The sequence below is a fragment of the Ignavibacteria bacterium genome, from assembly GCA_016873845.1.
Taxonomy (GTDB): domain Bacteria; phylum Bacteroidota; class Ignavibacteria; order Ch128b; family Ch128b; genus JAHJVF01.
Map to the genome: position 1 here is coordinate 1 of VGVX01000045.1, position 22849 is coordinate 22849.

Below are 22849 nucleotides of genomic sequence, written 5' to 3' on the forward strand. Positions count from 1 at the left end.
GATGGAAATCATTATTGCTATTGTTAAAACAAAGGTAGTTGCAGTATCGACCGAATACATCACCGCAGGTCCGAAAAAATTTCTCACAGCATTAATGTCATTTGTCGCGTGAGCCATTATATCGCCAGTTTTAGTGTTTTGAAAAAACTTCATTGGGAGCTTTTGCAGATGGTCCCAAAAATCGTTTCGCATATCAAACTCAATCAACCGCGATGAGACAATAATCGTTTCACGGATTAAAAATCTAAATACACCGCTGAAAAATGTAACACCAACAATTAAAAGTGCATAAGTAAGCAAGGCATCCGATGATATATTCTTTTGTAATTCGTCAATGCTGTCACGAATAAGGATTGGAACATAAACGCTCGAAATATTCGAGAGAAGGATAAAGACGAATCCCCAAAGCAGCTTCTTCTTGTGACGAATGAAATATTTTTTAAGTGTAAATAGTGAACGCAAATAAATCCTATAGGCGAATAAGAATACCTAACATATCTTAAACTTAAAAAGTTTAATTGCTAACTAATCTATTATCCCAAAGCCGGTATATTTCTGAAGAACTTTTGGAACAATGAGTTTTCCTTCAGGAGTTTGATAATTTTCCATGATCGAAACCATTAATCTGCTTGTTGCGAGTCCTGAACCGTTGAGCGTATGAACAAATTCCGGCTTTCCTCCTTCTTTTCTTTTAAAACGGATGTTAGACCGCCTCGCTTGAAAATCTACAAAGTTACTGCACGAAGAAGCTTCCAAATATTTTTGTTCGACCGGAGCCCAGACTTCAATGTCATAACATTTTGCTGCGGCGAAACTTAAGTCCCCTGTACAAAGCATAAGAATTCGATATGGAATTTTTAATTCTTTCAGAACATCTTCAGCATCATTTACTAATATCTCTAATTCATTGTACGAGTCTTCGGGCTTAACAAATTTCACCATTTCAACTTTATTGAATTGATGTACTCGTAGAAATCCTTTTGTATCTTTTCCATATGAGCCTGCTTCTCTTCTAAAACAAGCGGAGTAACCAACATATTTAATCGGAAGGTGGTCTTCTCTTAACATCTCATCACGATAGATATTTGTAATTGGAACTTCAGCAGTAGGAATTGGAAAGAGATCATCGGCATCACACCGGTACATATCTTCTTCCATCTTGGGAATTTGTCCGGTTCCGATCATTGAAGCACGATTAACAAGAAACGGCGGAAAGACTTCTTGATATCCATGTTTTTCAAGATGTATATCGATCATAAAATTTAGCAGAGCGCGTTCGAGGGTTGCACCTTTACCGATGTATAAAGGAAAACCACCTCCGGAAATTTTTGCACCGCGCTCAAAATCAAGAATGCTTAATTTCCTGCCAAGTGCTAAGTGATCAAGATAATTGTTACTCTCAAGTTGGTATTTATATTCATGCGGCTGCCATTTTCTAATCTCAACATTTTTCGTTGGGTCTCCGCCAATTGGAACGCTTTCATGCGGTAAATTAGGAATTGTTAACAGTATTGAATTTAATTGTTTCTCAAGCTCAGATAAATCTTGATCGAGTTTGGTAATCCCGTCTGAAACTGATTTCATCCTAGCAATTATATCCGATGCATCTTTGCCTTCTCTTTTAAGTTTAGCAACTTCAGATGAAGCTTGATTTTTCAGAGCTTTTTGTGATTCAACATTACTGATGATTTCACGCCGCTTTTGATCAAGCTTTAACAATTGATCAATATTGTCTTTTTCATTTTTGTTTGTAATTCCTTGGCGGACAGCATCAGGATTTTCACGAATAAATTTTAAGTCTAACATATTTTCTCTTTTCTATAATTTTATTAGGAACACGGATCATTATGATTATTAAGATTTACTATGATTTTTATATTCGTCTGTTAAAACGCAACGCCGCACTTCTGGCTTTTTACCAAAATTCAATAATAATCCGACTTCAATTTCAGTAGCCTTTAAATAATTTTCTAACTGAATTTCATGCTCTCCACATAAAGATTCGGCAGCTTTTAGTTCAACGATTTCAACTTCATTCACAATTATATCAGCAAAATATTCACCGACAACCGAATCATCATAATATACAGTTATTGGTTTTTGTCTATTACAATTCAATCCCAAATGTTTTAATTCAAGCTTTAGGGAATTTTCATAAACCTTCTCAAGAAAGCCATATCCTAATTTATTATAATCTTTATAGAATGCTTTAATAATAAGTTCAGTAATATTTGAATATTTTAAATTTGAACTGATCATAATTGATCTTAAACATCGTAATAATCCGGGTTCCTATTTCTCACTTAACAACAATGTTTAATATTTTATTTTTAACATAAATTTCTTTTACGATTTGTTTACCCTCAATAAACTTAAGGACTCTTGAATCTTGCTTTGCGATACTTTTAATTACACTCTCATCATCATCCAAATCTACTTCAATTGCAGCACGAAGTTTTCCGTTAACTTGAATCGCAAGCGTGATTTTATCTTCAATTATTGCCTCTTTATCATACTCAAACCAAATTGGTCTCTCATAAATACTTTCCTCTTTTCCGAGAAGCGACCAGCATTCTTCCGCTAAATGCGGAGCTAGTGGAGCGAGCAAGACAGCAAATCTTTCAAGCATGAAATGAATCAACTTCTCATTTTTGGTTTCAGACAGATGACCGATTTCATTTAAGAGTTCCATCATTGCTGCAACAGCTGTATTGAATCTCAATTCTTCGATATCTTCGGTGACTTTTTTTATTGTTTGATTGACTTTTCTGTATAGTTTTTTTTCTGATTCTGTAAGTTCAGAAAGCGAGATTTGAACCTTATCACTCACCGGATCTAATATATAATTGTGAGATGTGAATAGTTCATACACCCGATTTACAAACCTACTAACGCCGACGATTCCCTGATCACTCCAATCTCCTCCTAATTCATATGGACCCATGAACATCAAATACATTCTGAAGACATCAGAACCATACTTTTCGATAAACTCATCAGGATTGACAACATTTCCTTTAGACTTCGACATCTTTGCACCTTGATTAGTAATCGTACCCTGATGTCGGAGCTTTTGATACGGTTCATCACAAAAAACTAATCCAATATCCCTTAAAAACTTATGAACAAATCTTGCATAGAGTAAATGCATTGTTGAATGTTCGGCACCGCCAATATAATTATCAACCGGCATCCATTTTTTTGCTAGTTCGACATTGAACATAGAGTCATCAATCTTTGGATCTAGAAACCTCAAATGATACCATGACGAATCGACAAACGTATCCATTGTATCTGGATCACGTCTTGCATCAGATTTACACTTAGGACATTGAATTGTCTGAAATTCTTTGCTTCTTGCAAGCGGAGATTCTCCCATCGGTTTGAAATCAACATCATAAGGAAGAAGAACAGGCAGATCAGTTTCTGGAACAGGGATTTCTCCGCAAGATTCACAGTGAATTATTGGGATGGGTGTTCCCCAATACCTTTGACGGGAAATTAGCCAATCGCGCAATCGGTAATTTATTTTTCGCTTTCCAATTTTTTTCTCTTCGAGAAAATCGGATATTTTTTCAATTCCAATATCTGAATTCAAACCGTTGAACTGTCCGGAATTTATCATAACACCAACATCAACAAATGCTGACTTCAATTCGTCATCATGTTTTGTCCCTTCTTCAAGAATTACTTTCCGAATTTGAAGATTGAATTTTTTTGCGAACTCGAAATCGCGTTCGTCGTGACCGGGAACAGCCATTACTGCACCGGTTCCATAAGTATAGAGAACATAATCAGCAATCCAAATGGGAATTTTTTCTCCATTAACAGGATTTATTGCATAAGTTCCGAGCGGGATACCTGTTTTTTCTTTGGCTGTAGAGAGTCTTTCTATTTCAGACTCATGACTGACTTTCTCTAAATACTTCGATACAGAAGTTTGATTGTTTTCAGTAGTGAGTGAGTTAACAAGCGGATGTTCGGGTGCCAAAACAACATATGTTACACCGAATAGTGTATCTGGTCGAGTTGTAAAGACGGGAATTTCAGCTTCTGAGTTTTCGATTTTAAAATTCAGCTCAACACCAATAGATTTGCCAATCCAGTTTCTTTGCATTGTTTTAGTTTTTTCAGGCCAATCAATTTTATCCAAATCATTTAGAAGTTCCTCAGCATACTCTGTAATTTTAAAAAACCACTGAGTGAGATTTTTCTTGATAACAAGATTATTACATCTCTCACACGCCCCATCGGAATGCACTTGCTCATTTGCCAGTACAGTTTGACATGATTCACACCAATTTACAGGAGCTTTTTGCCGATATGCTAATCCTTTTTCATATAATTTCAGGAAAATCCATTGATTCCATCTAAAATATTCCGGATCACAAGTCATCAATTCATGTTCCCAATCGTACATTGCTCCGATACGTTCAAGCTGGCTTCGAATATCCTTTATGTTTTGTAGAGTGCTGTCTTGAGGATGAATTCCAGTTTTAATTGCGTAATTTTCTGCAGGCAAACCGAATGCATCGTAACCCATCGGTTCGAAAACATTATAACCTTGAAGTTTTTTGAATCGTGCCCAAGTATCAGCTGGCGCATAGTTATACCAATGTCCGCAATGTAATTTTGCCCCGCTCGGATAAATAAACATTACCAGTGAATAAAGTTTTTTTTCAGTATCTGACAGGTCGGTTTTGTGAATTTTCTTTTCTTGCCAAAATTTCTGCCATTTTGTTTCTATCTGTTGTGCTGAATATTTCATATGTTACTATTTGTATAGAATCTGTATTTGAAAATTGAGTACAATGTTAAGGATAATTAAAAAGATGTTCAAGAAAACGATTTTTATTGAATTTTTCATCATCTAAAGTTAGCTTCGGACTAAATAAGAATCATTAATCAAACCGCTGATTTAAGGAGAAGAGAATGACATTTACTGGAAATGAGGAACATTCAATATCTTATGAGGAAGCTTCGAAGCTCACTCAAGAATATCAGTCACAGCAAGTTGCTGAATATATCAAAGGACATTTTTTTGGCAGAGATTCCATTTTGAAAATATTGAATCAAGATAATTGTGTGGGGATAAGATTTTACTACGGTTTAAATGATGGCAAAGATGTTTTAGTTCTAGTTGGTGTGGACAGTAAAGAGAATGATTTAATAAATGGTGAAATAATGGAGAAAGGCTTTCCATGTCCTCCTTATTGTGGTGAAACGAATAAGCTTAACAGTAAATAATTGAATATGCTGACTTTAATGGTTTGTTCTGCACTCTCAAGTACACTCCCTTTCATGGGTGCAGTAATTTGTTATAAATGGCTGAACAAGGATTTAAAAATTTTGTCCATCTTATTTCTTGCTGCAGTGACGTCCGATTTAACTACTCTGTATATAAGATTTTTCACATCCGAATTTAATGTTTGGATTTTTCATATTTATACTTTGCTTGAATTTATCATTTTGACCATACTACTTTACAGATGGCAGGTCAACCGATTAATTAAAAAAGTTATCGGTTTTTATATCCCATTTTATATAATTATTTGGCTGCTTTCAAAATATTTTATAGAAAGTCTAAACCAAATCGATGGCTTCACATCAACTCTCGGAAGCGCTCTTCTCATGAGTGCAGTGATGATTACATTTTATCAGATAATCACGCACGAGGAGCATATTTCACTTCGCGATTGTCGATTTCTTGTCATGTTAGGAATATTAATCTATAACGGAGGGAATTTATTTATCTTCGGTGTCAGTAACATTATAGATGTTTGGCCGATACACTCAATTTTTAATATAATAAGTAACATTGTATACACTTTCGCATTTTTATGTCAACATCCCAAGCTGAACTTTTCTGGCTTATCTTCATAGGTACACTTGCAATAGTTGTACTGGTGACAATGATTGTTGCAAGCATCATTGTATATAACCGTAAGCTATTACGTACACAAAATGAAAAGCTGGAAGAAATAAAAAATCGTGAGAAGATCTACAGCGACCTTTTCAACAACATTCCAGACTTGGCATATGTTCATTCTCTCGATGGCAAAATTTTAAGAGTCAACTCGACCTTTGAAAAAATCTTAGGATTTGAGTTGGCGGAATTAATCGGGCAATCATTAAAAAATATCTTCGCTTCAGAATTCAATGAGGCAGAAAATTATTTTAATCACCTTCTTGACAAAGAAAATTCATCTGGAATATTTCACATTAGAAGTAGTAACGGTTCAGTATACGCATTTGAGTACAAGAATTCTATTGTTCAGGAGAATGGAAGACCGACTGCAATCAGAGGAATTGCACGAGATGTTACAGAAAAAATAAAAATTGATAAGGAACTCAAGCAGAAAGACTCTTTGCTTCAAGCAGTTGCCGATGCGACAAATGAATTATTGGTAACTTATGATTACAAGCAAAGCATTAATGCTTTCTTGAAAATACTCGGTACAGCGACTGGTGTTGATAGAGTTTATATTTTCGAAAATCATATTCATCCTGAAACAAATGAACCATCGACTTCCCAAAAGTTTGAGTGGTGCAAAGAAGGCGTAATTCCCCAAATTGATAATGAGTTACTACAAAATTTACCTTTCTCTGATCCACAGGCTAAACCATTGTACGAAAAAATAAGCAAAGGCGAAGTTTATGGAGGCATCGTTCGAACACTCTCACAACCCGAACAAGAAATTTTATCATCTCAGGAGATTTTATCTGTAATCATACTTCCTATTAAAATAGGAGATAAATTGTGGGGATTCATTGGTTTTGATGATTGCACGAATGAGCGAGAGTGGAAAGACGCAGAAGAATCTATTCTCCTTGCAGCAGCTGCCAGCATTGGCGGATTGATGGGATTAATTGAAGTCGAAAATAGATTAATCAATACTAATCTATTTTTGAAGAGTATTCTAGAAAGCTCATCGTCGATTGCAATAATGACGTCAGATTTGGATGGAAGAATTGAGTATTGGAATTCCGGTGCTGAAAAAATTTTTGGTATTGCAGCATCCGAAGCTATAGGGAGGATTGGACGAGAATTATATTTGCCAAAAGATGAACCAAAACAACTTGAGAAATTACTTGAACTTAGAGAAATTCTTATCAACAAAAAACAAGCAGTCAATTCTGAATTCAGGTGCTTAAGAAAAGACAAATCAAAATTCTGGCTCAATACAACTATCTCCCCACTGCTTGATGACAGTAATAATGTTTCTGGCTTTTGTTCAATTGGAGAAGATATCGACGAACGTAAAACTGCGGAAATTTCCCTCAAACAGAGCGAAGAAATATTCCGAACAGTTTGGGAAAATTCAGCTGATGGAATGAGGTTACTAGATGGATCTGGAAGAATTGTCATGGTGAATGCAGCCTATTGTTATTTAGTGCAAGTTCCTGCGCAAAAACTGATTGGAAAATTTTTCAATTTTCCATACAAAGATTCGCAACCGGAACACATTGATGTTTTTCAAAATAGATTTATAACAGAAACTTTTTTGAGCAGACAATCTGTTTCGATTACTTTACATAATGGTCGGAAAGTCCCGGTTGAACTGACAAATTCATTTATTCGATTTGGGAAAGATAAAAAGTTTTTACTTAGCATCTTCCGTAACATGACTCCGCATAAAAAAGCTGAAACTGAAATTAAAAAATCTCGTGAGGAGCTTAGAAATCTTTCTGCCCACCTTCAAACAATCAGGGAAGAAGAAAGAGCATCAATCTCTAGAGAAATCCATGATGAATTGGGACAGTTTTTAACCGCCTTTAATTTAGATCTTTCGTGGATAGAAGGGATGGTTTCCAATAAACAAAGAAAATTAAAAGAACGAATTAAAGAAATGTCGAACTTAATAAACTCAACTATTGAAACTGTCCAAAGAATTTCCACAGACCTTCGCCCGGCATTACTTGATGATCTTGGATTAATTCCGGCTATCGAATGGCAAATTGATGAATTTCAAAAACGGACTGGAATCATTTGTAAAGTTAATATAGATTTATTTGAGAATGATTTTGGGCAGGAATACTCGACAACGGTTTTTAGGATATTGCAAGAAACATTAACTAATATTGCCAGACACTCACAAGCAAAAAATGTAAAAATCACAATAAGTAAAAAATATGGAAATTTATTTCTAAAAGTTGAAGATGATGGAAAAGGAATTCCCAAGGAAAGCATCATTGATCCAAAATCATTTGGATTAATTGGGATGCAGGAAAGAGCAAGTATATTTGAAGGGACTGTCAATATATCTTCTTCAAAAGGAAAAGGAACAACAGTGACATTAAAAATTCCATTAATAAATGCCGAGGAGGAAACCATTGATTAAAATTCTTGTTGCAGATGATCATGTTGTAGTTCGTGAAGGTTTGATAAGAATAATTGATCAGACTTCAGACCTGAAAGTTGTTGGTGAAGCGGAATCTTCAATTGAAGTACTTCAAAAAATCCGTTCGATAAAGGTTGATGTATTATTGCTCGACCTCGGGATGCCTGGCAGAGGTGGATTAGAAGTAATTAAACAAATTAAAATTGAGTACCCAGATTTACCAGTTCTTGTATTCAGTATGCATCCGGAAGACCAATATGAAGTCCGCGTTTTGAAAGCAGGTGCTTCGGGTTATTTAAACAAACGAACTCCACCCGATCAATTACTAAATGCAATTCGAAACGCACATTCAGGAAAAAAATTTTTAAGTCCTATCATGAATGAAAAATTGGCAACTAATCTTCGTGCCAAGCCGACTGAATTACCGCATGAACTCCTTAGTGATCGTGAATTTGAAGTCTTGTGTTTCCTCGCCGCAGGAAAACGGATAATAGACATTGCCCAACAATTGGGATTGAGTTCGAAGACAATTACAAGTCATCGTGAAAGAATTTTGAAAAAAATGAAATTGAAAACGAATGCCGACCTAACTCGATACTGCATAGAAAAAAAGATAAGCATTTATTCATAAATAATATGCCTCTATTGTAATTACTCCGTACTCCAGTTCTAAAGTGTTTTTAACTGACCTGCACAGCATATTTTCTTCAAAAAAAATCATTTTTTTCAATTATTCAAATTTTCTAGTGTCGGGAAAACCCTACAAAAAAATAAGCTTTCACCGACTTTTTTTTCATATCTGATTAATTAAATTCATAGCGTGATAGAGAGTCTATTTGGTTCACAAAAAAATTTGGAGAAAAAATGGAAAAAAGACAAGAACTAAAAGAACTCGCAATTTATACGGTGTTGTTAATTGTATTAATGATATTGCTAATCGTTATTCCTTAAAAGAGTTTTCACGGGCAAACCGTTTTAGTGAACATTAGGTGGATAATGATAGAGCATCCTACCTCAGCTCTCTACTCTCTTATTCATTTGAGCCCGAAGTGCCTGCTCGGGCTCAATGTTTTTTAAACCTTCAACCGTAAGCAAAAAATCGATGTGTTATCGCAAAGAAAAAATTTAACAAGACAAGCATATTTATAACATTCGATACAATTCCAACCCTTTGAACTAACTTGATTATTTTTTCACTCACATCGTTTGAATCTTCAGAATTCCGAGTTAGACTACTTTTCAATTCTTTAGTACGCTTCATGTATACAATCCCAACCAATAAAACGATCACCGCCATCACGATCTGCTTAGCAGCAAGCCAGTGGTTAGATGAGAAATCAAACAATGAGTAGTATGGCAAATAAACTGTCAACGTTATTCCCGTTAAAAGGATTCCGATTAATCCGACTTTTCCTGTGAGACTGCTAAGTTTTAAGTAACTAGAAATATATTCATTGCGGCACTTAGCTTCTTTTTGCAAATTAATGTTTTCAAGTTTCTTAAGAATACCTCTACGCATGAAGATCTCAACCGGGAAAAAGCCTAGCCATATTACTGCTGACAGAACATGTAATACCAAAAGTAATGCGTGAAAAAACATAATTTTATTCTCCGAAATTTTTGGTGAATATAATGGTTTAACTTTTAAAGTTTGAGTGAAACTTAATCCCCCATTTTTATGTTTGAGCATTTACAATTTAGAGGATGAAATGAAATCAACTTATTTTTTTACTATTGCACTTACATTTTTATTGATCAACCAAAGCATCTCACTCCCCCGATATGCGCTTAAAACTGGATTCCAGTGCATCGATTGCCATTCAAACCCGACCGGCGGAATTATTCGCAGCGAAGAAGGTTGGGGCTACGGAAAGAATCTCGCCATTTTTTCACCCCGCGAATTTGAGATGAGCCCCTATCTAAATGAAAATATTTCTTTCGGATTCGATTTAAGAACTCAATATCTATATTCGCAAGAATTGAAAAAATCTGATTTCCATAAAATGTCCGGGGCATTCTACACGAACGTAAATCTCAGCGAAGAGATTAATTTAATTGGAAAATATGATTTCATTCAAAGAATTTGGGAGGGTTATGGGCTACTAAAAATTTTTCCAAACAATAGTTATCTGAAGATTGGTTCTTTCACTCCTGCATTCGGAATTCGTCTTGACGATCATACTTCTTACACACAGGGAGGCGATTTTAATTTACTTTTTTCTTCTGGCACTCGTCAAGGGATGATTTACAATCCATTCTATATTGAAACAGGAATCGAAGCAGGCATATATTTTTCTGATTTAGCTTTTTTAACAATGAGTGCTGGACAGAGCAACTTTCCCTTCTTGACCGATCCAACTTATACAACACGAATCGAGTTTACACCTCAACTTGGAAGTATTAATCTCTTGACTGGGGGTTCTTTTGGCGTTTATCGTGATTCTCTAGAAGTAAAAATGATATCCGGGTTTTTTGGATTTGCCATCGGCGAACTGACATTATTAGGTGAGTACGATGTCATTAATAATTATATGTCAAGCCAAACAACGAGCAACGCGATGATGCTGGAAGTCAGTTATAAACTGATGAAAAGCTTAGATGCTGTTTTCAGATATGATCGATTTGTTCCGGTTACAGAAAAAGCTGATTCGAATTTTTCGCATTTAATTATCGGATTTGAATTCCATCCATTCAGTTTTGTAGAAATTCGACCGCAGTATCGAATTAACCTAGAGAATCCCAACTCCATTAAAAATGATGCATTCGTACTGCAGTTTCATTTTTGGTACTAAGAAAAATAGCAAGTTAAAATCGATTTTTAAGTCATTGGTTTGTCGGCGAAGGGAAAGCTAAAATAAAACTAATTTTTCCTTCACTGCTTTCCCTACGTCGTACGAGTCTTCGCTTCTGATGACAAACCTGCCGACTGAGTAAGTTTTGTAACTCTTCTCGGTGCCGGCATAAGTCAATGCATATCTAGACGAAGTTTCTTTAGTTGTAAACTCAAGAATAATTACCGTTTCTTTGTTAATTTTAACCATCCTTCCCTCTTTGCAATTTTGTATGGCTAGAATTGGATAATCCATAACTTCGCCAATTGAAAAATCATTCTCTCGAAGATACTCGAGCATATCTGAAATTGAAGTCTCTTCATGATCAGACCTTTTCCCGCAATAACATAGTAAAAGCGATAATAACAAAATGGAGATGAGATATTTAATTTGAGTTTTCATAAAAAACTTCCTTTAATTTTCTTATTTTGTTTCCCAAAGTTTGAGAAATTCATGCAGTTCGAAAATTACTCATATAAAAATAATAAGTTATTTTGTGAAAAAGTAAGTTTAAATTCAATCGCAGCGGAAGTCGGTACGCCATTTTACGTTTACAGCAAAAAGTCGTGTGTTGACCGATATAATGAGTTTAGAAATTCATTCAACCTTTTGGATTATAAAATATTTTTTGCCGTTAAATCGAATTCCAATCTCTCACTAATGAAACTTTTTTACAGCTTGGGTGCAGGCTTGGATGTGAACTCGGGCGGAGAGTTATTTCGCGCCTTGAAGATCGGAGCCGATCCGAAAGATTTGCTATTTACTGGAGTTGGTAAAACCGAAGATGAAATTATGATGGGATTGCGACACGAAATTTTCTTGTTTAAAGCCGAATCCGTCCAGGAGATGGAATTGATGAACAGACTCGCTATTTCGGAAAATAAGAAAGCACGAATTGCAATTCGAATAAATCCAAACGTCGATCCGAAAACTCATCCGTACATCACCACCGGACTTTATGAGAGCAAATTCGGCATTGATGAAAATGCCGCTATTGAAGCTTTTAAGTTTGCAGTTAATCTATCAAATATTGAAGTTATTGGGATCGATATGCATCTGGGTTCTCAAATCACCGAACTATCTGTCTACCAAGATGCGATAAAAATAGTGAATAAACTGATCCAAAAGCTTCGTGAAACCGGAATTCATTTGACTCACTTTGACATTGGCGGAGGACTTGGTGTGCAATACAACTCAGAATATTCTCCTTCAGCTAAAGAGTTTGCCGATGCAATCTATCCCTTACTTAAAGAATCGAACTGCAAAATTTTCATGGAGCCGGGAAGATATTTGACCGCCGATTCGGGTGCATTAGTTTCGAAAGTTTTATTTACAAAAGAACACCGGGAAAAAAATTTTTTGATCATTGATGCGGCAGTAAATGATTTGCTCCGGCCTGCACTTTACCGTGCATATCATCATATTCTGCCTGTTGAACAATCGAATTCGGAACCAATTATTTACGATGTGGTCGGACCCGTTTGCGAAACCGGAGATTTTCTCGCTTTGGATCGTTCTCTTCAGAAGCTGAACCGAGGTGATTTGATTTCAATTATGTCGTGCGGAGCTTATGGTTCGGTGATGTCTTCAAATTATAATTCAAGAAGACGAGTGCCTGAAGTTATCGTCGACAATGATAAATTTTTTGTCACTAGAGTGAGAGAAACCTATGACGACCTTATCGGCAGAGAACATATTATCGATGAATTAATTCACTAACAAATTAAACGAAACTTTATAATTTTTATACTTGTTTAAGTTTTCAAAAAAGGAGATAAAATGTTTAAATACCTTCTGTCAGTATTTCTAGCATTTCAATTAACAAACTGTGCTGTCGGAGACGAAAAGAATGAGAATGTTACATCCGAGGAAATCTTAAAAGTCGAAAACTTCACGCTCGCCGATGTGAGCGGAAATTATCACTCATTAGAAGAATTCAAGGATTCGAAAGCAATTGTATTGATGTTCATTGCAACTCAATGCCCTATATCAAACGACTACAACGAACGGATGGTCAAGATTTCGGCGGATTTTTCAGCCAAAGGGATTTCATTCATCGGAATAAATTCAAACAAGCAGGAGTCGGTAGATGAAATCCGCGAGCATAACGAGAAGAATAATTTTAACTTTTTGGTTCTTAAAGATGCAAACAATGTCATCGCCGACAAACTACAAGCAACAGTTACTCCGGAAATATACGTCTTGAATTCGGATTTCGAAATTCTCTATCACGGAAGAATTGATGACTCCCGCCGGGCCAACGAAATAAAAAGCAACGATTTAATAAATGCTCTTGAAAATGTTCTCTCCGGAAAAGAAGTTGAAGTGAAAAAGACAAAAGCTTTCGGTTGTACAATAAAAAGGATCTCAAAATGAAAATTGTAAATATGATTTTATTTTTTGCATTTACGATTGCAGTGAATTTTGGATTTTCAGCAGGAATAAAATCGGATACAAATTCCGATTACAAAGTTGAAAAAATAAACCAAAGTTCACTCGAGAAAATCATTAAGAATCGGGATGGCAAAGTTTTATTTCTTAATGTTTGGGCAACTTGGTGTGCACCTTGCAAGGAAGAGTTTCCAGATCTAGTTAAACTGGCTGATAAATACAAAAAATCGAAAGTTGATTTCATTGGATTAAGTGTGGACTTTCCAGATGAAGTTGATTCAAAAATTATTCCATTCCTAAAAAAGAATAAGGCAAATTTTAAAATTTATGTAAATGACTTTGATGACGTCGAAGACTTAATAAACTTCATAAATAAAAAGTGGAACGGAGCCATTCCGGCAACTTTTATTTTTGATAAGACTGGAAAACAACAGAAATACATTCTTGGGATGAGGGATTTCGATGAATTCAACAAAGAGTTAAGTGAAGTACTAAATTACAAGTCCAAATGAAATCAAGCCGAAGAAGATTCTTAAAACAAGTTTCAGTTACTGCCGCGGGATCTTCTTTCATCCCGATTTCTCTAAAAAATGCCGTTGCTGGTGATGGAATTGATATAACACTTCCTCTACTCAAACCGAGACGATTACAACCCAAAAGCAAAATTGGAATTATTGCACCCGCAAGTTTTATCACGCAAAAAGAATTAGACGAGATCATCGAACTGCTAAGCTCACTTGGATATGAAGGAGTTCCGGCAAAAAATGTATTGAATAAATTTGGTTATCTTGGTGGGACTGATAACGATCGAGTGAGCGATATTCATGAAATGTTTTCACGGAATGATATTAACGTAATTCTTTGTGCGCGAGGAGGGTACGGAACTCCGAGAATACTTCCCTACTTGGATTACAAGCTGATAAGAAAAAATCCAAAGATCATAATTGGATACAGCGACATTACTTCGCTTCTGATCGCAATATTTTTGAAATCAAGGATTGTAACTTTCCACGGTCCGGTTGGTATCTCGACTTTCAATGATTTCTCGCTGAAGTATTTCAATGAAATTCTTGTAGAGGGAAAAGAAATTGTTGAAATGTCTTCACCGAATGAACTTCCGCCTCATCGAAATGATTTTAGTTCGGTCAAAGAAGTACTCAAAATCATTCCCGGAAAAGTTGAAGGTGAGTTGATAGGAGGTAATCTTTCATTATTGATTACTCATTTGGGAACCGAGTTCGATTTCGATTTGAAGGACAAAATTCTATTCATTGAAGAAGTCGGTGAAGAGCCATATCGGATTGACAGAATGCTAACCCAACTAATTAACTCTGGAAAATTAAAAGAGTGTGCGGGAATTGCTTTGGGCGTTTTTTCAAACTGTGAACAGAGGAGAGATAATCCAAGTTTTGAAACAACATTCAACTTGCGTGAAGTTTTGATCGACAGATTAAGCTATTTGGACATTCCAGCCATTTACGGTTTATCGTTCGGACATGTAAAAGATAAATTTACAATCCCAATCGGTATCCGAGCTATGCTGAACGTTGATGAAGCAAAACTGACCTTGCTTGAGGCAGCGGTTTCATAAAACGAAATTTCAACATTTATAATCCCATTTTAATAAATAAATCAAATTTTCCAGTAAAATAATCATTCGTTGAAACTCTGCTCTGTGAATTCCCAATTATAATTTCAGAGTAGTAACTTTTAATCTAATTTTCTAACTTTACTCAAAATCAAATGGTGTTAATATGACTTCCATTAAATTTAAAACAAAGTTAAAGTCCAATATTATAAAGATTGAAAATCCTGGTAATCTTCTAGGTAAAGACGTTGAGGTTTGTGTTACCGAAATTCAAACTGATAAATTAAACAAAAAGGAATGGACTGTTCTCGGCGCTCTTTCCCTTAAAGGAATACTCGACAATAAAAACATTAGAGATGCAGCTTATGAATAGTCTCTTTGTGGACACGAATGTTTTCCTTTACGCTCTCGATCAAAATTCAAAATTTCATGATCTGTCGCGAAGAATTTTAGAAAGTCCAAATAACAATCTATTTACTGCAAGTAAAAACTTATCTGAATTATTTGCAGTGACTACTAAATACAAATTTGATCACACAATTGTAAATAGATTTTACTTTGAAATGAAAAAAAACATAACGATCCTTTTTGCCAATTTTAAAAGTCTTTCTATTTTTGAACTTCTATTAGAAAAATATAAACCTATCGGGAATCGTGTTTTCGACATCGAATTAGTTTCAATCATGCTTCTGAATAATATCAATCGGATCGCAACACTTAACCATAAAGATTTTGAGCATATAGATGAGGTCTCAATTATTCATTCAGTTGAATAACAGTGACACCAAAATTTGCTGAAATAGTTTTCCCTCTCCCATTCGAAAAATCTTTTCATTATAAAATTCCGGATGAATTAACAGACCTTGCGAAAATTGGAGTGAGAGCAGTTGCACCATTTGGAAAAAGAATTCTTACTGGTTTCATAATCGGAATTTCTGATAAGCTTGATGTTAGTGTTAAAGAGTTGAAAGCTATTGAAGACATTCTCGACACAAAACCGATTTTCGATGATAAGCTGTTTAAGTTCTCAAAATGGGTTGGTGAATATTATTTCTCTTCACTCGGTGAAGTCTTAAAAGCGGCGGTACCGTATGGTTCGGATGTTGAAAGCAAAAAATCTATTGTTGCCGATTCAGAACCTATCATTGATGAATTAGAAAAACTTGAAAACAAGACTTCAAATTATTCGAAACTTCTCGCCCTTCTATCATCAAAAAAAGAATTTTCAATAAATGAACTCAAAAAGAAATTCAAAGCTACCGGCGGTAAGAACTTAAACTACAATCTCAATAAAGCAGAAGAAAAGGGACTGTGCACTGTTTTTGTCGAAAAGCAAAAACCGAAAGTCGGCATTAAGACAGAAAATTTAATTGAACTAAAGAAAATGTCAGCTGAAGAATTCTCGACAGTTCTTTCAGCAATTGAAAAACGCGCTCCGAAGCAAGTGGATGTTCTCGTTACTCTTTTCACAGCAAAAGATAAATCGATGTTTCAAAAAGATTTGCTCGAAAAGACAAAAGCTTCCACACAAATACTCAAAGCGCTGATTAAGAAAAAACTTATAACAAGTAAAGAAGTTGAAATTAAGCGTGAGTACATTGAAAGCTATGACGAAGAGAAAAAGAGTCTGATCCTAACCGATGAACAGCAAAATGCTTTTAATATTATAAATGAAACGATTGACGGCGGTCAATTCAAAACATTTCTTTTGCATGGAGTTACGGCAAGCGGGAAAACTCAAGTCTACCTTGAACTAATAAATGAAGCATTGAAAAAAGGCAAAACGGCAATTTATTTAGTTCCGGAAATTTCACTTACTCCTCAAGTCATACGAAGAATAAAAAATTATTTCGGCGAGCAGGTTGGCGTGCTTCACAGCCGTTTATCGCTCGGGGAAAGATTCGATGAATGGCGCGCGATCATCAACCAAGAATATAAAATCGTTGTTGGGCCGCGTTCTGCAATTTTCGCTCCGTTGAAAAATGTGGGAATAATAGTCGTAGACGAAGAGCATGATCATTCGTACAAACAGAACGAATCTGTTCCCTTTTATAATGCGAGAGATGCGGCAGTTGTACGAGCTGCGATTGAGAACGCAGTAGTAATTCTCGGCTCGGCTACTCCCTCGATGGAAAGCTATTTCAATGCACAGCAAAAAAAGTACACAATGATCGAACTGAAGAAGCGAATCGATGATGCAATCCTGCCCTCAATTTCTTTTGTAAATCTCATTGAAGAAAAAAAGGAAGAACGGCTGTACGGTGTTTTTTCGCAGACGTTGATCGACCGCATCAAAGATAAAATAGAAAAAAAAGAAAAAGTAATTCTCCTGCAGAACCGCAGAGGATTTGCTACTTACATCATCTGTCCCGATTGCGGTTACACAGAAACCTGCAAAAACTGTTCGGTCACGATGACATATCACTTTTTCAGAAAGGAATATATTTGTCATTACTGCGGCTTCTCGAAAAAAGAAGTGGAAGCTTGTCCGACTTGCGGCAGTCTTGAAATAAAATATAAAGGAGTCGGCACGCAACGTGTTGAAGATGAGCTTGATCAATTAATTCCCGGTTTGCGGATTGCTCGAATGGACTTCGATACAACTTCTCACAAAGGATCGTTCAGTAAAATACTTTCAGAGTTCGCTCAAGGAAATTACGACGTTTTGCTTGGAACTCAAATGGTTGCAAAAGGATTGGACTTCCCGGATGTAACTATGGTTGGAGTAATCTCTGCGGAAGCAAGCTTGATGTTCCCCGATTTTCGGTCGGCTGAAAGGACTTTTCAACTGCTGACTCAAGTTGCCGGTAGATCGGGACGAAGTAAACTTAAAGGTGAAGTTATAATCCAAACTCTCAAACCGGAAAATTACGTTTTGCAATTTGTAAAAAACCACGACTTCAGCGGCTTCTATCTCCAGGAGCTGCAGGAACGCCAAGCAGCTTTTTATCCTCCGTTTTATAAAATTGCTTTGATCGAATTTCGAGGGTTTAATCTTAATCAAGTAAGAAAAAACGCAATCGACTTTTTCAAGCTTATAAAATATGATAAGAACATAGTAACTACATTAAGCCCGACGCCCGCAGCAATTGCAAAGCTGAGCAATCGATATCGCTATCATATAATTTTGAAAAGTAAAAGAACTCTTGACCCATCTGGAATTTATTTACACAAAGTCGTGAAATCAGCGGAGATAGAATTCTTAAAAAAATTCAGAACGACAAGCGTTAAGCTCTTGATCGATATTGATCCGTTAAGCTTGATTTGAGAAAAATCTCACGGAAAAGATAAATGTATTTACTCTAAAAAGTGGGACACATTAATTAATTTATCAGATTAAATGATAATCGTAATTAGTCCCTTCGGAGAATCTTCAACACAAAAAGCCAAATTTGTCTTTGAGACTCCTGTCATAAAATTTCCAAGCTCTTAAAATTTTCCCGATCAGTTGATTATGATATTTTTAAAATGTAAAATGAAAGTGTGTTACTATAACAATAATAACGTAAAATAACGGGGTAACTTATAAAAGCTAAATCATATTTCATTATTAAATTACTACTAATTAATAATCTATTTGGACAATCTGAGCTGCCTCAAAGCAGTGCTGAAAAGTTCAACGAACGCGGATTCAAGCAGAGTAATAGTATAATTTTAGATGGCAGCGAAATAATTACTGAATATGATGGAAATCTATCCGTTCACTATTCCACAAAAGTTAACTTACCAAATGGATTAACCACAGATATAACATTAACATACAATTCTAATGTTGAACATAGAGCATTTCATTATTTTGGAGGGCAGCAGCATGCTGGTTTTATTGTAAATGCACCTGAATGGATAATAGGAGTGAAAGGGATTGCTGTCCAAACTTTAAATTTTGAAAATAATTTTTATTTACAAACCAATAATGGTGGAACCCAAAACTTAAAAGGTGAAGAAACACCGCTTTTGATTCCTGGTTACAGCTATACTAATAATTTTTTACCACTCGACGAAGAACCAAATATTTATGATTATATCGAAATATTAATGGCTGATGGGTCTAAACGAGTTTTAGTTAATCCGAATACTTTCGCTCTGAATGGGACTTATTACGAAATGGGTAAAGACTACACAGGATATGCGATTGTTGTACCAAGAGAAAGTCATTTCAGAAAAATGTGGTATAAGCCTGGTGATGGATTAACTTATTACTTTGAAGAAGAGCAAGTTAAATTCAACGGTAAAATGTATTCTGGGCAAACAAATCCAAAAGCAATGTATCTTAAGTGGATTTGTTCAAATTATGGCGATACATTATTTCTAGGATATTACGAGCGATTTCAATATGGCAGGAAAATATTTACAAATGTAGCTTTTCAAAAAGCAAACAGAACCATTTTAACTGTAGATTATACAACTTATGAATATTTTGGTGAGCAGCACTTAGCTGCTGTCAAAGTCACAAATAGAGATAACGAAGAGTTCTTATATGCATTAATAACACAGTTAGCCGGGTCTTCTGGGATTAATGATACTAACAGAAGTCCAAACCGTGCACATACCAAGATTAAGTACATTCACAGCATATCTGACAATTTAAACAGAACAGACGTCTTTATTTACGATACAACGTCAAGAGATTTTAAGTACTTGAGCGACTTTAGTTTTAACCAGCCCGTTTATCTATTATATAAAACAAATTACTACAATAAAAGAATTTCCGAATTTTCATTTTTCAATAAACCTTTCAATTCAAATCAAAATTATTCACCTATTGATTTTGGTGTTGCGAGTGATAGATATGGTTATTGCAACACGCATAATATGAACTATGCCTATAGAGATAACCAAACTAATTTCATGTTAAAAGAAAGAAAATCCTATAACACCTTCAAAAACAATACAAATTTAATTTTCGAAGAAAAGTTTAATTATATCTATAAAAATGGGAGTTCACTTTACGACCAAAGAGATACTGTAGCAACTGAAATCAAAACTATAATAACGAAATATAATCGGACGACCCTTAAGTTTTCATCGCCTGATACAATCACGACGGTTAAATCTTTCTCAAGATACAGAATTGCATTTCGAGCATACTACCAAACTGACTTTAATTCTATTATTAAGCTTGAAAGAGAAAGCATAAATGATGGCATATACTTAATTGATAACAAATATGTATGGTCAAAGGGATGGAAAAATTACACAAACGCATTTACAGGCCATTTCTGGCTTGATACATTAAGCGAGTCGATTACCCGAAATAACATCACAAGAACAAAGACTACAACCTTCAACTACCAATACGATTCTTTGTTAACTCTTCCAGAAATGTTCAAGCATACCAAAAAGCAAGAAACGAAAATCGACCCTCAGAATTTAATAACGTCAATAGAATATTTTAATTTCATTCCTAATCTATCTCAGTATTTAGACACTTTATTTTATTTTAAATTAGGGGACATTAAAAAGGAGAGGATTTACTCTGGAAATCTAATTAAATCACAAAAAGAAAATTTTTATCACCTGAGCGGTGAGTTTAAAGGTAAGCTTCAGAGGGAAAAGATTTTCTCTGATATTAGAGAAACGCACAAGGATTTCAGCTATTATTCCAAAAATGAAAATTATCATTTCTCCGGAATGCTTAAGAACACAAGAGACGATAAAAATTTAATTATCAAACATTATTATCCGAAGCCTGATACAATTAAAGATTTGAAATTTCGCGATACAGTTTATTCTCATTGGATTAAAACTGATGGTTCGATTGAGCTGAGAGCGAGCATGCATTTTGGTTACCAAACAAAACCATTTCTAACGGAATATATAATTGATACAGATACTTTGCGTTATTTTAATTCGTATTATGCTTCCGAATTTACAAGATTTGAAGTAGATGCAAATCGTAATTATTCTGAGTTTAGCTACGATAAGTTGAATCGTATTAAAAAAGCTTCCCTTCCAGAAAGTTTTTTAGTCGGTTCATTGCCCCAGCTCGATACAACTATTACCCATTTATTAGAACTTAAACCGACAGATAAAAGATTCTCTGTACGAAATCAAAATGAAATAAGTGAAAATCATTGTTTTGTTATGGATGAAGACCTCGGCGGAATAGAGCCAGAACGACCTACCGAAGCTTCAAAGTGGAACTATTTTACCTTTTTAATTGATAGAATGCCCTCGGGAAACATCGATACCATATTTAATGCAAATCTTATTTTTTATACTAAATCATTTGAAACGACTCCGGATCAGAATAGAAGAGTCAATATAATGGGTATAAAAGAGCCTTATCAACTAAATAAAAAAGTTTATGCAACTTCAGGCTCCATTTCCTTTAGTTTTGATCCAAACAGTAAAATGATAATCGATATTAAAAATATATTGAACGACCTAAAACTTAACGGAGATACACTTTATGGTTTTATGTTCAGTACGAGTTTATTAATGGTATCCCAAAATCATGAATACAAAAAGTTTAATTTTAACTGCTCATCTGATTCTGTTCCAATGCTTGATATTTCTTACACAGTTCAATCAATAGAATTATCAAATTCTAAAGGTTCTATACTTTTTGATTATAACGACTTTGATAATACTATTACAACGACACGGCGATTAAACTTCTCGGGCAAGAGTCCGAAAAGCATGATAACTTCAGACGAGTACGATTCTTTTGGACAGCAGCGAAAAATATCTATTAAAAATGAGAGCTTAATATTCGAGTCAAAAGCCGAAACCAATTATAATTACATGGGATTAAAATCAGAATTAAGGGACGGCGAAAGCCGAAAAGAGTTTTATAAATACAACTACTTTTCGAATCCAATTGAAACGTCTTTTATCGATACGCTCATAACTTCACCAAAACAAAAATTTGAGTATTATTATGAAAGTGGTGAAATAGATGGTAAGCAATTTTTTGAGTGGAGAAAATTTTACGATGAAGAGCAGAACACAAAGGAAACCTACTTTGATAAAGCAGGCAATATAATTGCTGAAAGGCAAGGCAGTCTGCCACCAACTATTTTTAATTACAACAGAATAAATCAATTAATTTCCGTTAAAACACCGGGCGGCAAATATACTTATTATGAATACGACGACTTCGGAAATGTAAAACAAAAAACTGCGACTGACGATGGTACGACAAAGTACAAATACGATAGGTTTAGAAATTTAAGATTTACATTAAATACCGGGAGCCCAAGCAGTGAACGGGGACTGATTTTTAATACATACGATTTATTTAATAGACCCGTTTTGACAGGCGGAATCTATTCAAACTACGGTTTTGACCAACTTAACCCAGATAGAAATTATAACGACTCATTTGAAGGTGAAGAGGGAAATTATTTAACAGTCCGAATGTACGATAAGTATCAAAAAACTGGAGTCTTTGCAGCGATGCCAGATCCGATAAACCCGGATTCAATTAAAAGTGGAAACATAAAAGGTAGACTTACTGCTATTGCATTCAGGGATAAAGTTAATGAAAGCTGGAACTACAAAGTTTTCACATACAACCATCTCGGCAGAGTAAAAAACCTTTGGGTAAAGTTTGGTTCTAATCCTTGGAAGCGAATAATAAACGAATACGATCATCAAGGTAATCTTGTAAAACAAACCATTGAGAATGATTTCTACTTTTGGTACGATTACGATATACAAGGTCGATTAAAAGAAGTGCGAACAAATAACCA

19 protein-coding genes are annotated in these 22849 nt (G+C 35.1%); 13 read left to right on the top strand and 6 right to left on the bottom strand.

The annotated features are described in order from the left end of the window. The 4 genes from FJ213_09020 to FJ213_09035 all read right to left on the bottom strand — a co-directional run. On the bottom strand, positions 1 to 462 hold a 462-nt coding region (locus FJ213_09020), incomplete at its 3' end, for an ABC transporter ATP-binding protein (protein MBM4176297.1). Between the two features lie 63 nt (positions 463 to 525). Then, a complete protein-coding gene (serS, locus tag FJ213_09025; protein MBM4176298.1) occupies positions 526 to 1806 on the bottom strand; it encodes a serine--tRNA ligase in 1281 nt (426 codons plus the stop codon). A 48-nt stretch (positions 1807 to 1854) separates the two neighbouring features. Further along, positions 1855 to 2259 (bottom strand): GxxExxY protein, encoded by a 405-nt coding sequence (locus tag FJ213_09030; protein MBM4176299.1) that lies wholly within the window; start codon positions 2257 to 2259, stop codon positions 1855 to 1857. A 40-nt stretch (positions 2260 to 2299) separates the two neighbouring features. Then, positions 2300 to 4768 carry a leucine--tRNA ligase gene (locus FJ213_09035; protein ID MBM4176300.1) on the bottom strand — a complete coding sequence of 823 codons (2469 nt, stop codon included), beginning with the start codon at positions 4766 to 4768 and terminating at the stop codon, positions 2300 to 2302. A gap of 164 nt (positions 4769 to 4932) precedes the next feature. Between FJ213_09035 and FJ213_09040 the strand changes: the two genes are divergently transcribed. From FJ213_09040 to FJ213_09055, 4 genes are read left to right on the top strand one after another with little or no spacing between them, the layout of a single operon-like run. Then, positions 4933 to 5247 (top strand): hypothetical protein, encoded by a 315-nt coding sequence (locus FJ213_09040; protein MBM4176301.1) that lies wholly within the window; start codon positions 4933 to 4935, stop codon positions 5245 to 5247. A gap of 6 nt (positions 5248 to 5253) precedes the next feature. Then, on the top strand, positions 5254 to 5883 hold the full coding sequence (locus FJ213_09045; protein ID MBM4176302.1) for a hypothetical protein: 630 nt from the start codon (positions 5254 to 5256) through the stop codon (positions 5881 to 5883). Then, entirely contained in the window at positions 5841 to 8342 is a 2502-nt protein-coding gene (locus FJ213_09050; GenBank protein MBM4176303.1) for a PAS domain S-box protein, read from the top strand. Before FJ213_09045 ends, FJ213_09050 begins: the two co-directional genes overlap by 43 nt. Beyond that, positions 8335 to 8973: a response regulator transcription factor gene (locus tag FJ213_09055; protein MBM4176304.1), complete on the top strand. Its 639-nt coding sequence runs from the start codon at positions 8335 to 8337 to the stop codon at positions 8971 to 8973. The genes FJ213_09050 and FJ213_09055 overlap by 8 nt, the downstream gene beginning before the upstream one ends. Before the next feature lie 450 nt (positions 8974 to 9423). Here FJ213_09055 and FJ213_09060 read toward each other — a convergent pair whose 3' ends face one another. Further along, on the bottom strand, positions 9424 to 9861 hold the full coding sequence (locus FJ213_09060; protein MBM4176305.1) for a hypothetical protein: 438 nt from the start codon (positions 9859 to 9861) through the stop codon (positions 9424 to 9426). A 190-nt stretch (positions 9862 to 10051) separates the two neighbouring features. Between FJ213_09060 and FJ213_09065 the strand changes: the two genes are divergently transcribed. After that, positions 10052 to 11134 (top strand): hypothetical protein, encoded by a 1083-nt coding sequence (locus tag FJ213_09065; GenBank protein ID MBM4176306.1) that lies wholly within the window; start codon positions 10052 to 10054, stop codon positions 11132 to 11134. A 57-nt stretch (positions 11135 to 11191) separates the two neighbouring features. Here FJ213_09065 and FJ213_09070 read toward each other — a convergent pair whose 3' ends face one another. After that, positions 11192 to 11575, bottom strand: a complete 384-nt coding sequence (locus FJ213_09070; GenBank protein ID MBM4176307.1) for a hypothetical protein — start codon at positions 11573 to 11575, stop codon at positions 11192 to 11194. Between the two features lie 51 nt (positions 11576 to 11626). Between FJ213_09070 and lysA the strand changes: the two genes are divergently transcribed. The 8 genes from lysA to FJ213_09110 form a co-directional block, all read left to right on the top strand. Next, positions 11627 to 12892 (top strand): diaminopimelate decarboxylase, encoded by a 1266-nt coding sequence (gene lysA, locus FJ213_09075; GenBank protein MBM4176308.1) that lies wholly within the window; start codon positions 11627 to 11629, stop codon positions 12890 to 12892. Positions 12893 to 12952: 60 nt separating this feature from the next. Further along, the gene (locus FJ213_09080; GenBank protein ID MBM4176309.1) at positions 12953 to 13549 is read left to right on the top strand and encodes a thioredoxin family protein; all 597 of its coding nucleotides are present in this window, start codon (positions 12953 to 12955) and stop codon (positions 13547 to 13549) included. Continuing rightward, positions 13546 to 14076, top strand: coding sequence for a TlpA family protein disulfide reductase (locus tag FJ213_09085; GenBank protein MBM4176310.1), 531 nt, complete (start codon positions 13546 to 13548; stop codon positions 14074 to 14076). The genes FJ213_09080 and FJ213_09085 overlap by 4 nt, the downstream gene beginning before the upstream one ends. Continuing rightward, positions 14073 to 15155 carry an LD-carboxypeptidase gene (locus tag FJ213_09090; protein ID MBM4176311.1) on the top strand — a complete coding sequence of 361 codons (1083 nt, stop codon included), beginning with the start codon at positions 14073 to 14075 and terminating at the stop codon, positions 15153 to 15155. The genes FJ213_09085 and FJ213_09090 overlap by 4 nt, the downstream gene beginning before the upstream one ends. A 163-nt stretch (positions 15156 to 15318) precedes the next feature. After that, positions 15319 to 15525, top strand: a complete 207-nt coding sequence (locus tag FJ213_09095) for a hypothetical protein (protein MBM4176312.1) — start codon at positions 15319 to 15321, stop codon at positions 15523 to 15525. Next, complete coding sequence (locus FJ213_09100) at positions 15509 to 15928, top strand: type II toxin-antitoxin system VapC family toxin (GenBank protein ID MBM4176313.1); 420 nt, start codon at positions 15509 to 15511, stop codon at positions 15926 to 15928. Before FJ213_09095 ends, FJ213_09100 begins: the two co-directional genes overlap by 17 nt. After that, positions 15925 to 18420 (top strand): primosomal protein N', encoded by a 2496-nt coding sequence (priA, locus tag FJ213_09105; GenBank protein ID MBM4176314.1) that lies wholly within the window; start codon positions 15925 to 15927, stop codon positions 18418 to 18420. The genes FJ213_09100 and priA overlap by 4 nt, the downstream gene beginning before the upstream one ends. 584 nt (positions 18421 to 19004) lie before the next feature. Beyond that, positions 19005 to 22849 (top strand): RHS repeat protein (locus tag FJ213_09110; protein MBM4176315.1); only part of this gene is annotated, 3845 nt, incomplete at its 3' end.

What these genes read in the sequence shown, in the direction of transcription:
- serS (MBM4176298.1), bottom strand. Translation starts at nt 1,806, where the DNA reads ATGTTAGACTTAAAATTTATTCGTGAAAATCCTGATGCTGTCCGCCAA.
- FJ213_09030 (MBM4176299.1), bottom strand. Translation starts at nt 2,259, where the DNA reads ATGATCAGTTCAAATTTAAAATATTCAAATATTACTGAACTTATTATT.
- FJ213_09035 (MBM4176300.1), bottom strand. Translation starts at nt 4,768, where the DNA reads ATGAAATATTCAGCACAACAGATAGAAACAAAATGGCAGAAATTTTGG.
- FJ213_09040 (MBM4176301.1), top strand. Translation starts at nt 4,933, where the DNA reads ATGACATTTACTGGAAATGAGGAACATTCAATATCTTATGAGGAAGCT.
- FJ213_09045 (MBM4176302.1), top strand. Translation starts at nt 5,254, where the DNA reads ATGCTGACTTTAATGGTTTGTTCTGCACTCTCAAGTACACTCCCTTTC.
- FJ213_09050 (MBM4176303.1), top strand. Translation starts at nt 5,841, where the DNA reads ATGTCAACATCCCAAGCTGAACTTTTCTGGCTTATCTTCATAGGTACA.
- FJ213_09060 (MBM4176305.1), bottom strand. Translation starts at nt 9,861, where the DNA reads ATGCGTAGAGGTATTCTTAAGAAACTTGAAAACATTAATTTGCAAAAA.
- FJ213_09065 (MBM4176306.1), top strand. Translation starts at nt 10,052, where the DNA reads ATGAAATCAACTTATTTTTTTACTATTGCACTTACATTTTTATTGATC.
- FJ213_09070 (MBM4176307.1), bottom strand. Translation starts at nt 11,575, where the DNA reads ATGAAAACTCAAATTAAATATCTCATCTCCATTTTGTTATTATCGCTT.
- lysA (MBM4176308.1), top strand. Translation starts at nt 11,627, where the DNA reads ATGCAGTTCGAAAATTACTCATATAAAAATAATAAGTTATTTTGTGAA.
- FJ213_09080 (MBM4176309.1), top strand. Translation starts at nt 12,953, where the DNA reads ATGTTTAAATACCTTCTGTCAGTATTTCTAGCATTTCAATTAACAAAC.
- FJ213_09085 (MBM4176310.1), top strand. Translation starts at nt 13,546, where the DNA reads ATGAAAATTGTAAATATGATTTTATTTTTTGCATTTACGATTGCAGTG.
- FJ213_09090 (MBM4176311.1), top strand. Translation starts at nt 14,073, where the DNA reads ATGAAATCAAGCCGAAGAAGATTCTTAAAACAAGTTTCAGTTACTGCC.
- FJ213_09095 (MBM4176312.1), top strand. Translation starts at nt 15,319, where the DNA reads ATGACTTCCATTAAATTTAAAACAAAGTTAAAGTCCAATATTATAAAG.
- FJ213_09100 (MBM4176313.1), top strand. Translation starts at nt 15,509, where the DNA reads ATGCAGCTTATGAATAGTCTCTTTGTGGACACGAATGTTTTCCTTTAC.